The organism is Bacillus sp. FSL K6-1003 (assembly GCF_037964945.1).
Taxonomy (GTDB): domain Bacteria; phylum Bacillota; class Bacilli; order Bacillales; family Bacillaceae; genus Bacillus; species Bacillus mojavensis.
The window spans coordinates 1,063,415-1,077,331 of record NZ_CP150176.1 but is presented as its reverse complement, the minus strand read 5'-3'; the positions used below and the strand labels follow the sequence as shown (position 1 = coordinate 1,077,331).

General features: G+C 45.5%; 13 protein-coding genes and 1 pseudogene. 7 read left to right on the top strand and 7 right to left on the bottom strand.

Annotated features, from left to right (window positions below; genetic code table 11):
* Positions 1-9: 9 nt before the first annotated feature.
* The 3 genes from hemH to NSU16_RS05480 form a co-directional block, all read right to left on the bottom strand.
* Positions 10-942, bottom strand: a complete 933-nt coding sequence (gene hemH, locus NSU16_RS05490; protein WP_010333609.1) for a ferrochelatase — start codon at positions 940-942, stop codon at positions 10-12.
* A 74-nt stretch (positions 943-1,016) separates the two neighbouring features.
* The gene (gene hemE / locus NSU16_RS05485; protein ID WP_010333608.1) at positions 1,017-2,078 is read right to left on the bottom strand and encodes a uroporphyrinogen decarboxylase; all 1,062 of its coding nucleotides are present in this window, start codon (positions 2,076-2,078) and stop codon (positions 1,017-1,019) included.
* A gap of 120 nt (positions 2,079-2,198) precedes the next feature.
* Positions 2,199-4,343 (bottom strand): transglycosylase domain-containing protein, encoded by a 2,145-nt coding sequence (locus tag NSU16_RS05480; RefSeq protein WP_339192261.1) that lies wholly within the window; start codon positions 4,341-4,343, stop codon positions 2,199-2,201.
* A gap of 121 nt (positions 4,344-4,464) precedes the next feature.
* On the opposite strand from NSU16_RS05480, the gene hmoB reads away from it, so the two are divergent.
* The 4 genes and pseudogenes from hmoB (at position 4,465) to NSU16_RS05460 (ending at position 8,065) form a co-directional block, all read left to right on the top strand.
* Entirely contained in the window at positions 4,465-4,965 is a 501-nt protein-coding gene (hmoB, locus tag NSU16_RS05475; protein ID WP_044156545.1) for a heme-degrading oxygenase HmoB, read from the top strand.
* Positions 4,966-5,015: 50 nt separating this feature from the next.
* A pseudogene (locus NSU16_RS05470) lies at positions 5,016-5,331 on the top strand (hypothetical protein).
* 79 nt (positions 5,332-5,410) lie between these two features.
* Positions 5,411-6,802 (top strand): hypothetical protein, encoded by a 1,392-nt coding sequence (locus tag NSU16_RS05465; RefSeq protein WP_326192540.1) that lies wholly within the window; start codon positions 5,411-5,413, stop codon positions 6,800-6,802.
* Between the two features lie 72 nt (positions 6,803-6,874).
* Positions 6,875-8,065, top strand: a complete 1,191-nt coding sequence (locus NSU16_RS05460; protein ID WP_010333602.1) for a M20 family metallopeptidase — start codon at positions 6,875-6,877, stop codon at positions 8,063-8,065.
* Between the two features lie 31 nt (positions 8,066-8,096).
* On the opposite strand, the gene NSU16_RS05455 is transcribed toward NSU16_RS05460, so the two are convergent.
* Genes NSU16_RS05455 through ecsA form a run of 3 tightly spaced genes read right to left on the bottom strand, consistent with a single transcriptional unit; the run spans position 8,097 to position 10,774 of the window.
* A complete protein-coding gene (locus tag NSU16_RS05455) occupies positions 8,097-8,789 on the bottom strand; it encodes an EcsC family protein (protein ID WP_339192259.1) in 693 nt (230 codons plus the stop codon).
* 22 nt (positions 8,790-8,811) lie between these two features.
* Positions 8,812-10,038: an ABC transporter permease gene (locus tag NSU16_RS05450; protein ID WP_339192258.1), complete on the bottom strand. Its 1,227-nt coding sequence runs from the start codon at positions 10,036-10,038 to the stop codon at positions 8,812-8,814.
* Positions 10,031-10,774 carry an ABC transporter ATP-binding protein EcsA gene (gene ecsA, locus NSU16_RS05445; RefSeq protein WP_010333599.1) on the bottom strand — a complete coding sequence of 248 codons (744 nt, stop codon included), beginning with the start codon at positions 10,772-10,774 and terminating at the stop codon, positions 10,031-10,033. Before ecsA ends, NSU16_RS05450 begins: the two co-directional genes overlap by 8 nt.
* A 489-nt stretch (positions 10,775-11,263) precedes the next feature.
* Here ecsA and NSU16_RS05440 point away from each other — a divergent pair, with 489 nt between their 5' ends.
* From NSU16_RS05440 to NSU16_RS05430, 3 genes are all read left to right on the top strand, one after another.
* The gene (locus NSU16_RS05440) at positions 11,264-11,701 is read left to right on the top strand and encodes an HIT family protein (protein ID WP_003327743.1); all 438 of its coding nucleotides are present in this window, start codon (positions 11,264-11,266) and stop codon (positions 11,699-11,701) included.
* A gap of 135 nt (positions 11,702-11,836) precedes the next feature.
* Complete coding sequence (gene serC, locus NSU16_RS05435; RefSeq protein ID WP_326330480.1) at positions 11,837-12,916, top strand: 3-phosphoserine/phosphohydroxythreonine transaminase; 1,080 nt, start codon at positions 11,837-11,839, stop codon at positions 12,914-12,916.
* A gap of 123 nt (positions 12,917-13,039) precedes the next feature.
* Complete coding sequence (locus tag NSU16_RS05430) at positions 13,040-13,558, top strand: tryptophan transporter (RefSeq protein ID WP_010333596.1); 519 nt, start codon at positions 13,040-13,042, stop codon at positions 13,556-13,558.
* A 73-nt stretch (positions 13,559-13,631) separates the two neighbouring features.
* Here NSU16_RS05430 and NSU16_RS05425 read toward each other — a convergent pair whose 3' ends face one another.
* Positions 13,632-13,823, bottom strand: a complete 192-nt coding sequence (locus NSU16_RS05425; RefSeq protein ID WP_010333595.1) for a hypothetical protein — start codon at positions 13,821-13,823, stop codon at positions 13,632-13,634.
* Positions 13,824-13,917: the final 94 nt, after the last annotated feature.

The window sequence follows — 13,917 nt, the reverse complement described above, 5'->3', positions numbered from 1 at the left end:
TCGCCTTCTTTAACGTCCTAATTTTTTCAAAACGACTGTTGCTAAAGCATCAATAAATGCCGGTTTAGCGTTTGGCATTTCCGGCCGGTAATAGCTGGCGCCGATATCGTCAGTCACCACTTTGCACTCATAATCGTTGTCATAAAGCACTTCTAAATGGTCCGCGACAAATCCGACAGGCACATATACGAATGCTTGATAGCCTTTTTGTTCAAATAAATCACGTGTCAGATCTTGCACGTCAGGTCCAAGCCACGGATCAGGCGTGTTGCCTTCACTTTGCCAGCCGACAGCGTATTCAGATACGCCTGCTCCTTCAGCGATCAACTTCGCGGATTCATGAAGCTGATCCGGGTATGGGTCTCCGTACTCTTTAATTTTTTCCGGAAGGCTGTGCGCGGAAACAATGAGCATCGCGTTTTCTCTTTCTTCCTTCGGCATTGACGCGTACGTGTCCTTCACTTGGTCAACCCAATATTTCACAAACTTCGGCTCATCGTACCAGCTTTCGACAGACGTAATTGTTAACCCGCCGAGTTTTTCAGCCTCTTCTTTCGCACGTTTGTTGTAGGACTGCACGCTGAATGTGGAGAAGTGCGGTGCCAATACAAGGCTGACCGCCTCTGTAATGCCGTCCTTATGCATCTCTGCCACAGCGTCTTCAATAAACGGCTCGATATGCTTCAGCCCGATATACGCTTTAAACGTAATCTCATCCTGAATCTCGTTTAAGTGCTGTTCAAGTTTATAAGCCTGTTCCTCTGTGATTTTGGCAAGCGGTGAAATGCCCCCGATTGCTTCATATCTGTCTTTCAGATCCTGAAGCATTTCAGGCTCAGGCTTTCTGCCTCTTCTAATATGTGTATAATAACGCTCTATATCTTCTTCTTTGTAAGGCGTGCCGTACGCCATAATGAGAAGCCCCATTTTCTTTTTACCCACTGTTTACACCCTCTTTAGATGATCTATCACAAAACAATTTTGACAGGCTTTTATCCTGATACCAAAAAATATGCTCAGGAGTATAGGCCTATTTTCTTTGATTGAGAATATTCATGTACAAATGCAGTCAGCTTTTTCAGCACTTCCGGACTGACATCAGGAAATACGCCGTGCCCGAGGTTAAAAATGAAGCTATCCGATTGTAAGCCTTGATCAAGAATTTCTTTCGTTCTCTTCTCGATCACTTCCCACGGAGCAAGCAAAATGGACGGGTCCAGGTTGCCTTGCACTGTTTTGGTGATGCCTTTTGATCTGGCTTCATCAATGCTAAGTCTCCAATCGAGCCCGACAACATCGAGAGGCAGGTCATGCCAATCCGTTGCTAAATGGCTGGCACCTACACCAAACATGATAAGCGGCACATTTTCCGACGCCAGCTCAGAAAAAATCCGGTTCATCACTGGTTTGATGTACGTTCTGTAATCCGCTTGATTCAGGGCGCCAACCCATGAATCAAAGATTTGAATGGCTTTTGCGCCCGCCTTTATTTGCGCTTTCGCATACACGATAATCATGTCGGCAAGCTTTGTCATCAGCAGGTTCCAGGCATCCGGCATGCTGTACATAAAGGCTTTTGTTTTATTGTAGTTTTTCGAAGGCCCGCCTTCGATCATATAGCTGGCAAGCGTAAAAGGCGCACCAGAGAAACCGATTAGCGGGACGTCAAGCTGTTCATTGACAAGCAGTTTGATCGTTTCAAGCACGTACGGCACGTCCTGTTCCGGCTCAAGCTTTCCGAGCTTTTCAATGTCCTGCAGAGAACGAATCGGCTGATCAATCACCGGCCCGATTCCATTTTTAATTTCAACATCCACACCGATCGACGGAAGCGGCGTCATAATATCTTTATAAAGGATTGCAGCATCGACTCCGTATTGCTCGACCGGAAGCCTTGTGACGTACGCACACAATTCGGGCTGATGTGTAATTTCGAACAATCCGTATTTTTCCTTCAGCTTACGGTACTCCGGCTGTGAGCGCCCGGCTTGTCTCATGTACCAAACAGGCGTGTGATCCGCTTTTTCTCCCCGCGCAGCTTTTAAAAACGTCTCGTTAAACGTTTCTCGTTTCCTCATTTGATTTCCACCTTTCATACTGCAACCATACGTTCGTGTTCCTTGACCATTACACTATACCTCGTTTTGGGCAAATGGTATAGAAATCCGGCCCAAAGTTCAAAAAATCGCCGAATTCCATTAAGAGGAAAACAACTTCGGCTGAACGTAATCGGTTCCTTCTCCTTCTTTTTTTGTCTGTGTATTATAAGGCACCACTTTATAGGAAGCACCCGAAAACAAATTGGCATATGGGATCTCATAGCTTCCCTTTCCTTCAACAGAATCAAGAAGCGTATCCTTGCCGTCCTTATTTACATAAATTCTGTATACTGCCCGATCATCCTCTTGCGCATCCCATTTTAATTCAATCGTAAACAGCCCCGCTGCCCTAAATGTATAGTCAGCCGTCAGCGTTTTAACAGGCTCAAGCTCAATTGGGCTTTCAAGTTCTTTTACTTTTTTAGGCTTCGTAAACGCAGAACCCGTTTCGCCAGCCTGTGTCAAAATGTCCTTAAACATTCTGGTTGGATATGCGCTTCCGCCTTTTAAGTAATGGTTGTGATCTGTTTTGTCATAGCCCATCCAGACAGCTCCCGTTATGTTCGGCGTATAGCCTGCAAACCAGGCATCCTTTGTGGCGCCGGAAACGCCAGTATATGAGGTAGAACCGGTTTTCCCAGCAAGATCGCCGTGAAAGGCGCCGGACGTTGCCGTTCCCTTCTTAACCACCTGCTGAAGCATTCTCGTCATGTTCCAAGACGTCTGTTTGCTGAATACTCGTTTTCCTTCTTCTTTATGATCGGCTATTATTTCCCCGTCCTCATCGGTTATGTTTGAAATAAAGTACGGCTCGGTGTACGTTCCATTTGCGGCAAACGTATGAAAAGCGCCGGCAAGCTGGAGGGGCGACACGCCTTTTTCTAAACCGCCGAGAGCTAGAGCAAGCCCCTCATCCGGTATATCAATACCGTTTGACTTTAAATAAGATTTTCCCGTTTCCACACCGATCTCATTCAGCGTCCACACTGCCGGCGCATTTTTGCTGTAAGTGATGGCATCCGACATCGTGACTTCCCCTTCATAACGCCCGTCATAATTTTTGGGTGTATAGTCTCCGTACGATTGTAATTCATCCTTTAACAGAGAATACGGCTTAAATTTCTTTTCCTGCATCGCCGGTCCGTATACAGCCAGCGGCTTAAACGTTGATCCCGGCTGGCGCACAGCTGTCACACGATTATATCCTTTAGCCGTGTAATCTCTTCCGCCGATCGCCGCTTCCACACCGCCCGTTTTATTGTTGATAAAAACTGCGCTTCCTTCCGCATCTTGATCTGTTCCGGGATAATAGCTGCCTTCCTTCATGACTTGATAAGCCGTTTTTTGCAGTTTTGAATCAAGCGGCACCTTAATCGTGTACCCGCCTTGAAGCAGCTGCTCTCCGGAAATGGAATACTTATCCTCCGCTTCTTCGATTACAAGGTCAATATAGCTGTCAAACCAAGGTGTTTTTGACTGTTTCTTCACGTTCAGCCCGAGCGTCCTCCCCTGCGCACTGACAGCCTCTTTCGCACTGATATAGCCTTGGTCATTCATCATCCCGAGAATCGTATCCCGCCGCTCCTTACTTTTATCAGGATGCAAAACAGGAGAATACGTAGAAGGCGCCTTCGGAATAGCAGCCAAGACCGCGCCTTCGGATACGCTTAGATCTTTAACTTCCTTATTAAAATAATAGTGGGACGCAGCTTGAATGCCATAAACCCCGTGTCCGAAGTATAGCTGGTTCAGATACATTTCCAGCAGCTTGTCCTTGCTGTAGTCCCGTTCAAGGTTGATCGCTATGATCACTTCTTTCGTTTTTCTTAAAAACGTTTTGTCATGTGTCAGAAAAATATTTTTGGCAAGCTGCTGGGTGATCGTGCTCCCGCCTTCTACTTTTCCTCCTGCTAATATATCGCGGTACACCGCTCTTCCAACAGATTTCACATCGATACCGTGGTGTTCGTAAAACCTCTTATCTTCCACTGCGATAAACGCTTCTCTGACCTCTTTCGGAATTTCATTAATGGAGACCGGTTCACGATTTTCTGTATACAGACTTGCGACCTCATCCCCGTTTTGGTCAACAATTTTTGAAGATGCGTGAAGGACCAATTTCTTTTCATCTATGACATAATGACCGAGAAAAATGATTGAAATATATCCTATTAATGCGAGAAAAGCAGTTAACACTAAAATAATGATGGGAATGAAAAGTTTCTTTTTCTTTATCTTAAACATGAACTCACCTCGCCTTTCTAAAGGTAGTATGGGAAAAATTGTTTTGATTTATGTTTGAAGCAGTCGCCAATAGAAACTTATACCATTGTTTTGATATACTAGCAAGCAGGAGGTGGCTGATATGAAGGTATATATTACATATGGGACAGCCGATTTTTTGAAAAACATCGTGCAAAAACATTCCTCGGAAAATATGCTTTTGATGCAGGGACAGGAAAATGCGATTTTAATTCACGAAACAAACGGAGAAACGGTTTTTCAGGCCCCCCATTCTTATGAAGTCATTGACCAAGTCGGAGACATGAAGCATCCTGGTTTCGCAGTATTGAACAATATAGCCGTCACACAGGAAGGGCGGCCGCTGTTTGAAAACAGATTTAAAAACAGAGCGGGAAAAGTCGAAAACGAGCCCGGTTTTGAAGCCATTCGTGTCCTGCGTCCCCTTGACAGCGATACGTACGTCATTCTCACCTTGTGGGAAACAGAAAGAGCCTTCCAAGACTGGCAGCAGTCAGGCTCATACAAAGAAGCCCACAAAAAACGCGGCACGTCTGCCGGAGTTGACACAACGTCCATCTTCTCCCGGCCTTCGTATGTCACCACATATGTTGCTGTCGAATAGCTGCCGGAATGTCCGGCAGTTTTTTTTATGGCGAAAGGGAGGGAAGTGAGTTGAAATATATTTGCCCAGTCTGCGGGTTTAAAGGGCTGACAGAACCAGCATATGATGACCGAGGGAATCACTCCTATGAAATCTGCTTGTGCTGCGGCTTCCAATTCGGATTCGACGATTATGAAATGACGAGTGAGGACGGCTCTTACTTAGAACCTTCGGAAAGCATAATCGCCTACCGAAAAAAATGGCTTGCGGCCGGTGCCGTTATTTTTTCACCCGAATGCTACCCGCAGCACCAGCAGCAGCGCTAAAAAGGGATTGAAGCATGAGTTGGTCGAGCAGCTAAAACATATCCTTGTTGATCTGAAGTAATATCTGCTATCGGATACCTTCTGTCCCAGCACCTTCCGCCCGCCTATGAATAATCTGTAGGAAGCGGAAGGAGTGATCAATGATGGAAATCGGGATTATGTCTGTTCATGTTCTTTATGTGTTTTTTATTGGAGCAATCATTCTTTTTATGCTGCTGCGAAAAGATACAACCTTTATATCGTTATTTGGGATTTTCATCATTTCGTTATGGGCCAGCCATTCGCTTTCAGCTTCGGTCAGCAGTTTATTCCACAGCTTCATCTACGCGGCATCTGAGCTGCTGCCTACGATTTTCATTATCTGTTTTATCGTATCTATGAGTGATGTGTTAACGAAAACAGGGATAAATGAAGCGATGATTTCTCCCTTTGTACGACTAGTTAAAGGACCTGTGATGGCATACTGGCTGATAGGCGGACTGATGTTTGCCATTTCTCTTTTCTTCTGGCCTTCGCCGGGTGTCGCTTTAATTGGCGCCGTTCTGCTTCCGGCAGCCGCCCGTGCCGGCCTGCCGCCTATCGCTGCCGCCATGGCAATGAATTTATTTGGGCACGGCTTTGCCCTTTCAGGAGACTTTGTCATTCAGGCAGCGCCAAAACTGACAGCTGATGCAGCAGGCATCCCTGTCGGTGATGTCGTCTCAGCAAGCATTCCGCTCGTTCTGATTATGGGCGTGACTACAACAACTGCCGCTTTCTTTTTGATTCAGCGTGAACGCAAAAAACAAATGCGGCCCGCTTCTTTTTCCCCGATGATGTCAGCTGAACATGACACTTCAATGTATTTGCCGAAACGGCTTCGGTCTTTGCTGGCTCTTTTGATTCCTCTTGTATTTGCAGCTGATATCGCCTGTATGGTCATATTCAACCTTCAAGGAAATGATGCAACCGCGTTAATTGGCGGATCTTCCATTTGCATCCTGCTGATCGTCCATTTCCTTGTGTATAAACAGAAAGGGCTTGAAAAAATTACTGGATATTTTATCGAGGGGTTTCAATTCGGCTTTAAGGTTTTCGGTCCCGTTATCCCGATTGCCGCTTTCTTTTATCTTGGTGATTCCGGCTATGAGAGCATATTGGGTACTGAACTTCCTAAACATTCACACGGCATTGTCAATGATCTCGGCATCGCCCTATCCCACGCGATGCCTATGTCCAAAGAGCTTGCGGCCGCAGCTTTGACTGCCGCTGGAGCCGTAACCGGGCTCGACGGTTCAGGATTTTCAGGCATTTCCCTCGCCGGCTCCATCGCCAAGCTGTTTTCATCTGCTCTTCATGCTGATCCAGCCGTCCTGACTGCACTCGGGCAAATATCAGCCATCTGGGTGGGCGGCGGTACGCTTATTCCATGGGCGCTCATTCCCGCTGCAGCCATTTGCAAGGTCGATCCATTCGAGCTTGCCAGAAAGAACTTCCTCCCCGTAGTCATCGGGCTTTCGGTGACCACCATTGCAGCGATGATCATGCTTTGAAACACAACCAGTTGAAATATTCAGACTTTTTCTATACAATCATGGAAAAGCTTAGAAAAGGGGGAAGCGGCTTTGTCCATCAACACGCTGCAAAAAGAGATAAACAAACAGCTCGACAGCTGTTTCAATGAAATGGTGGAAATCAGGCGCCATTTCCATATGTACCCTGAACTTTCCAATCAGGAAGAGAAAACAGCCGCTTTTATTGCTTCCTATTACGAATCGTTAGGAGTCCCGATCCGCACCAAAGTCGGCGGCAACGGGGTTCTCGCTTATATTGAAGGCAGCGAACCCGGTCCTGCTGTCGCATTGCGGGCCGATTTTGACGCCCTTCCCATCCAGGATGAAAAAGATGTTCCTTACGCTTCCAAAGTGCCCGGTGTCATGCACGCATGCGGCCACGACGGCCATACAGCAGCTCTGCTTGCCGTCGGAAAGGTGCTTTATCAGAACAGGCATGATCTCAAAGGAACGTTTATTATGATCCACCAGCACGCTGAAGAGTACGCGCCAGGAGGTGCAAAACCGATGATTGAGGACGGCTGTCTTGAAAACGCAGACGTCATATTCGGTACCCATCTTTGGGCGACTGAGCCGATTGGAACCATTCTCTGCCGCTCCGGCGCCGTAATGGCCGCAGCTGACAGATTTACAATCAGCATTCACGGAAAGGGCGGCCATGGCGCTCACCCCCATGATACAAAAGACGCCGTCCTGATCGGCTCGCAAATCGTTTCCTCGCTGCAGCATATTGTCAGCCGCAAAGTCAATCCGATTCACTCCGCCGTCATATCGACAGGCTCTTTTATGGCTGATAATCCCTTTAATGTGATTGCAGACCATGCAACACTCATTGGCACAGCCCGTTCGTTTAATGACAATGTCCGCGACATTCTGGAAAAAGAAATTGAAGCCGTTGTAAAAGGAGTGTGCAGCATGCACGGCGCTTCCTATGACTACAACTACGAACGCGGATACCCAGCGGTAGTCAATCACCCCGCGGAGACCGACCATCTGGTAAACGTCGCAAAAAACACAGACGGCGTTCACCAGGTTCTTAAAGGTGAACCGCAAATGGGCGGCGAAGATTTTTCTTATTACTTACAGCATGTCAAAGGAACCTTTTTCTTTACCGGAGCCGCTCCTGAACAGCCTGAGCGTATCTATTCCCACCACCATCCGAAATTTGATATCAATGAAAAAGCAATGCTGACTGCTGCCAAAGTGCTTGCAGGGGCTGCAATCACTTATCATTTATCATAAAAAAACAGCCGGCGTTTTACTCTCCGGCTGTTTACTTTAATATTCTCAGATGAAAAACATGTCTTGCTGTATCTCCAAGCTGAGCAAGCAGTTTATAATTGGCAATTCCGCCGACTGCGGCCCCTACCCCTGGTAAAAGCTGAAAAAGCTTGACGACATCAATATAATCGCGATACTCCTGCTGAAATACTCTCCAGTCAATATCCTTTTTCTCCGTCTCCCAGTTTTCAATGACAGAAAAAAGCGATTTGCGGCAGTCATCACTTGAAAAAGCAAGCTGAAATACAAGCAGCAAAAACATCCTTTCTTCTGCATTCTTCACATCAAAGCCGTATATTGAGGACAAAGTGAATAAACATTTCATCTTAATGGAGAGCAGCAGCGGGAAATCAGCAATACCTAAAAAGATGCTGCCCGCCCCGGTGCCGACTCCTTCAGCAGCCGCCACTTTCTGATAAGAAGCGATCGTTTTTTTGGCAAGCTCGTTTTTTTCACTGAGTGAAAGTGTGCTTGTATCCTTCTTATAGGTGATGATATTAGATCCCGCCATCGTGGCTTCCACCATTTTTTTCACGCTTTCAGTTACCGCTGCATGAATTTTTTCAGGTATCCGTTCATTCACCTTTGTTTGCACACGCTTTGAGAAGCGTTCCAACATGGAATCCTTTCGCAAAAAATGCATTTTCCATTGAAGAGCTTCCTGCATCAGCAGATTCTCGCTCATTTGACCTACCCCTTTTTTCAGCTCACAGCTTTCCGTGTTTTTTTAATCTGGCGGTCATGTAGGACGGCAGAACAACAAAGATCAAGACGGCAGAGCCGATCAGCGCGTACAGAAAACCTACAGCGCCCGCAGCATAGGCAGAGGCCGCTGCCATGAGCAGAGCCTGCACGCTAAGCGCAGCTTTTAATAGAGAGAAATAGCTTTTCAGCTCCGCTTCCTTTTTGACAGGATATAGCTCTTGAAGCGCCAGATGGTCAAAGTGGCCAAATAGCGGCAGAAACTGAATACCTGTGATAAAGACGGTAAACACAGTCAAAATCCCTGCGATCATCGGGCTTGCAGAGGCATACATAATGATCAGCGCAAAAATAACGGTTAATCTGACTTGAATGCCTAAGTAATCACTTGAACGCAAAAACGCGCGGGCAAACATGTAAGCAAACGTTTTACGCTGTTCAAACGGCACAAACCACAGCAAAAAGTCGAGATACGCTCTCCGTTTCGCTTGTTTCTTTAAATGCGGCACATCCGTAAACAGGTTGGCAATCCGGTAAAAACGCTGCTTGCGTCTCAACTCGTATTCAATATGGCTCTCCCATTTGAATGTTTTTCCTTTTGCAGCGGAAGACACATAAAGATAAAGAGCCGCCATAATGATATAGATGACAAGCGCATACACATAAACCGATTGAAAAACAAAATACAGGACGACTGTATTAGCGGCAAAACGAATGACTAGATTCATCTGTTTCATGCTTCGGTCATTTTGAAACGTCATACGCCATTCTATGGCCTGATTCCACGATTTCAGCAGCAGAAGCTGTACAAATACCGCCGCATACGAAACGAGCGAGGCCCCCGGCGTGACAGCGAAATAAAGCGGCATTGCTACGAGGCTCAGTGCAATCAGCGGAAACAGCTGGGATACATAGCTGTAAACAAACGCCTGTCTCAAATAAGGCTCCATCTTAGCCTCAAGCGGCAATAAGAAGACAAGGTCTGCCTCCTTTAAAAGCGTCCGCACATAAGACCCTGTCAGAACGAGTGAAAACAGCACGGCCATCACCCAAAAGGACGGAAAGTGGGCGGGAATGTCCCGTACCCATTTGCTGTACCAGTTCGCGGCACCTGCGATAAAAAAGATCAAAACGATAACGAGGTGATCGTTGAGCATATATTTCATGTACCTTCTTGTTTCTTTGATATGCTCCTGCAGCCGTGACTGCCAAATATCCAGCATGTTATTCATGGCCAGCGTCTTCCTTTGTGAGCTCTAGATACAAATCATCCAGCGCCGCGTCCTTCATTCCAAACTGCTCTCTGAGCTCTGACAGCGTGCCGCGCGCCCGCACTTCGCCGTTATGTAAGATGATAAACGAATCACAGTAGCGCTCCGCCGTTGCTAGGATGTGTGTTGACATCAGCACGCTCGCTCCGCTTTTCTTGGCTTCATTCATCCGCTCAAGCAGCGCATTGATGGCCAGCGGATCAAGTCCCAGAAATGGCTCATCAATGATGTAGAGCGCAGGCTCTGCCAAAAACGCACACATGATCATGACCTTCTGCTTCATCCCTTTAGAAAAATGCGCCGGGAACCACTTCAGCCTCTTTTCCATTCGGAATTCCTTTAACAGCGGAGGCAATCTTTTTTCCATCGTTTCTTTTGAAAGGCCGTAGGCCATCGCCGTCAATTCAAGGTGCTCCATCAGCGTCAGCTCTTCATATAAAACGGGAGTCTCAGGAATATAAGTGAATTGGGACCGATAGCCTTCCCGATCCTCGGCAAAGGTTTTTCCATTTAACTCAATAGATCCTTTGTGCGGGTCCATCAGCCCGATGATATGTCTGATTGTTGTACTTTTACCTGCACCATTTAAACCGATTAAACCGACAATTTGGTTCGGCTCAAGGCTGAATGACACGTTTTTCAAAACCGGATTTCTCGTATAACCGCCGGTTAAGTCTTTTACCGATAGCAGAGACATAGTTTCTCCCCTTATATTGTTTTTCTTCATAGTACCAAAACAAAGCCTGATTTGAAACAATTCCCTTTTAACAAATGATGAATTTGCTGTCATAAAGAGACAGGTTCCTGGACATTATAATTGTTGTAGAGGAAAAAGCATATCAACTGAAAAATGAGGTGTTTGTCAAAGACGTCTTAGGCACAGTTGGATAGAAAATAAACATGTCCTATGCTCAAACCTTTTCTCATTCACTGAATTGATAAATCTTCAATTTTGAAGCTGACTGTCAAATGAGGTGTTTATCGCAGGAATCGTTAGGCATTAAACAAGTCTTCATTTTATTGACAAATGAGGTGCTTACCAAAGGCATATCACATTTTCTTCATAAAGCTGATTCCTCTGCATTCAGGATGAACGCTCCGCCGTTCATCCTGTTTTCTATTTTCTGCATTTCTGTGGTACGATGAGTTTATACATAAAAACACAATTTCATAAGGAGGAACCCTCATGCATAGTGCAGAGAATTGTATCTTTTGTAAAATTATCGCCGGCGAAATTCCGTCAGCAAAGGTTTATGAAGATGAACATGTGCTGGCATTTCTCGATATCAGCCAAGTGACGAAAGGCCACACCCTCGTTATCCCGAAAACACATATTGAAAATGTTTACGAATTCACAGACGAATTAGCGAAACAGTATTTTCACGCCGTTCCGAAAATTGCCCGCGCCATCAGGGATGAATTTGAACCGATCGGCTTAAATACGTTAAACAACAACGGCGAAAAAGCAGGACAATCTGTTTTCCATTACCACATGCATATTATCCCGCGCTACGGAAAAGGCGACGGATTCGGAGCAGTGTGGAAAACACATGCAGATGATTACAAACCGGAAGATCTGCAAGACATTTCTTCATCCATTGCGAAACGCTTAGCCTCATCATAAAGATGAGGTTTTTTTATTGTGAATAATTCGCAATTTCTTTTGATAATTCTAAATTTTTATCAAAAAAACTGAATTTTTGTGATAGGATAATTGTATTATTTGTTACATTAACGTGGAAAACAGGGAGAGATCATGATGGAACGTACAACGAATTTTAACGCAGGTCCTGCAGCGCTGCCATTAGAAGTTCTGCAAACAGCACAGAAAGAGTTTATTGATTTTAATGAATCCGGCATGTCCGTTATGGAGCTTTCCCACCGCAGCAAAGAATATGAAGCGGTGCATCAAAAAGCGAAAAGCTTGCTGATTGAACTGATGGGCATCCCGGATGACTATGACATTCTGTTTCTTCAAGGCGGGGCGAGCCTTCAATTCTCAATGCTTCCGATGAACTTTTTAACACCTGAAAAAACCGCTCATTTTGTGATGACAGGCGCTTGGTCTGAAAAAGCGCTCGCTGAAGCGAAACTGTTCGGAAACACATCTGTGACGGCGACAAGCGAATCAGACAATTACAGCTACATTCCCGAGGTTGACCTTACAGATGTAAAAGACGGCGCATATTTACATATTACGTCTAACAATACGATTTTCGGCACACAGTGGCAGGAATTCCCGAGTTCTCCTATTCCTCTCGTCGCTGACATGTCCAGCGATATTTTAAGCAGAAAAATCGATGTATCCAAATTTGACGTCATTTACGGCGGTGCTCAAAAAAACCTTGGTCCTTCAGGTGTTACCGTTGTCGTAATGAAAAAATCATGGCTGCAAAATGAAAATGCCAACGTTCCGAAAATCCTTAAATATTCAACACATGTCAAAGCGGATTCTCTTTACAACACTCCGCCCACATTTGCCATTTATATGCTGAGCCTCGTCCTTGAGTGGCTGAAGAAAAACGGCGGAGTTGAAGCTGCTGAACAGCGCAACGAACAAAAAGCACAGCTTCTTTACAGCTGCATTGACGAGAGCAATGGCTTCTATAAAGGCCATGCCAGAAAAGACAGCCGTTCACGCATGAACGTTACCTTTACGCTCCGTGATGACAGTTTAACGAAAAAGTTCGTTCAGGAGGCGAAAGAAGCAAAAATGGTAGGCCTTGGCGGACACCGTTCAGTAGGAGGCTGCCGTGCTTCCATTTATAATGCGGTATCACTGGAAGACTGTGAAACATTAGCTACTTTCATGAAGAAATTCCAGCAGGAAAATGAGTAAAAAGTCTGGCTGTGCAAACCGTTCGTTTGGTATACTGTTTGCATAACAAATTCTTTAAGCCTTCGCAATAAATGATGAGCATATTATTGGAGGGCAGAAAGCTTAGCAGAGGAGAGCATAGATATGAAAACAAAAGAGTTAGTCGTTATGGCTCTGTTTGCCGCAATCGGCGCAGCGCTCCATTCCATTATTCCGCCCTTTTTAGGCGGGATGAAACCTGATATGATGCTGATCATGATGTTTATGGGCATTCTACTGTTCCCGCGGGTGCAAAACGTTCTCGTTATCGGGATTGTGACCGGAATCATTTCAGCTCTTACAACCGCGTTTCCTGCAGGACAGATTCCAAATATCATTGACAAACCTGTATCAGCGTTTCTGTTTTTCTTCCTGTTCCTTCTGGTGAGAAAGAGCCAGAAAACAGCTGTAGTCGCAGTTCTGACAGTCATCGGCACCATCTTATCAGGAACTGTATTTTTAACGTCAGCTTTATGTATCGTCGGTTTGCCTGGCGGTTTCGCCGCATTATTCGCCGCAGTCGTTCTGCCGGCAGCTGTATTGAATACAATCGCCATGATCATGATGTATCCGATCGTGCAAACCATTTTAAGACGCTCAAGTTTTATGGAAGCTGCAAAATAAATGTGACACAAAACCTCTTCCGCTTCCGGGAGAGGTTTTTTCTTTAAAAGAGCCCGCAGCATGTCAGTATGTTTTAAGCGATGAGTTTTGTGATAAAGATAAGACATAGTGTAAAGGCGGTTCCGGTTGAACAAACAAGCGCTTTCTGCCGAATGACTTTCTTCGGCGGATAAGAAGCAGCCTGGCTGAGAAGTCTGATATAGTAAATGGCGCCTGTTGCAAAGGCAAGGGTGATGCAGGATAACACAATCATAAAGACAGACAACCTTCTCCCTCCTTTTCACTTAAAAAATATGCTAAAATAAAGCAAGCTATGTATAGAAGTTCATTCTTCGAACAAAATGGAAAAATCTGAATGT

Bases quoted from the DNA above. Each gene is read 5' to 3' on its own strand.
- hmoB (WP_044156545.1), top strand. From the start codon at position 4,465: ATGAAGGTATATATTACATATGGGACAGCCGATTTTTTGAAAAACATC.
- NSU16_RS05480 (WP_339192261.1), bottom strand. From the start codon at position 4,343: ATGTTTAAGATAAAGAAAAAGAAACTTTTCATTCCCATCATTATTTTA.
- NSU16_RS05430 (WP_010333596.1), top strand. From the start codon at position 13,040: ATGAAAACAAAAGAGTTAGTCGTTATGGCTCTGTTTGCCGCAATCGGC.
- NSU16_RS05465 (WP_326192540.1), top strand. From the start codon at position 5,411: ATGATGGAAATCGGGATTATGTCTGTTCATGTTCTTTATGTGTTTTTT.
- NSU16_RS05450 (WP_339192258.1), bottom strand. From the start codon at position 10,038: ATGAATAACATGCTGGATATTTGGCAGTCACGGCTGCAGGAGCATATC.
- NSU16_RS05455 (WP_339192259.1), bottom strand. From the start codon at position 8,789: ATGAGCGAGAATCTGCTGATGCAGGAAGCTCTTCAATGGAAAATGCAT.
- ecsA (WP_010333599.1), bottom strand. From the start codon at position 10,774: ATGTCTCTGCTATCGGTAAAAGACTTAACCGGCGGTTATACGAGAAAT.
- serC (WP_326330480.1), top strand. From the start codon at position 11,837: ATGGAACGTACAACGAATTTTAACGCAGGTCCTGCAGCGCTGCCATTA.
- hemE (WP_010333608.1), bottom strand. From the start codon at position 2,078: ATGAGGAAACGAGAAACGTTTAACGAGACGTTTTTAAAAGCTGCGCGG.
- NSU16_RS05440 (WP_003327743.1), top strand. From the start codon at position 11,264: ATGCATAGTGCAGAGAATTGTATCTTTTGTAAAATTATCGCCGGCGAA.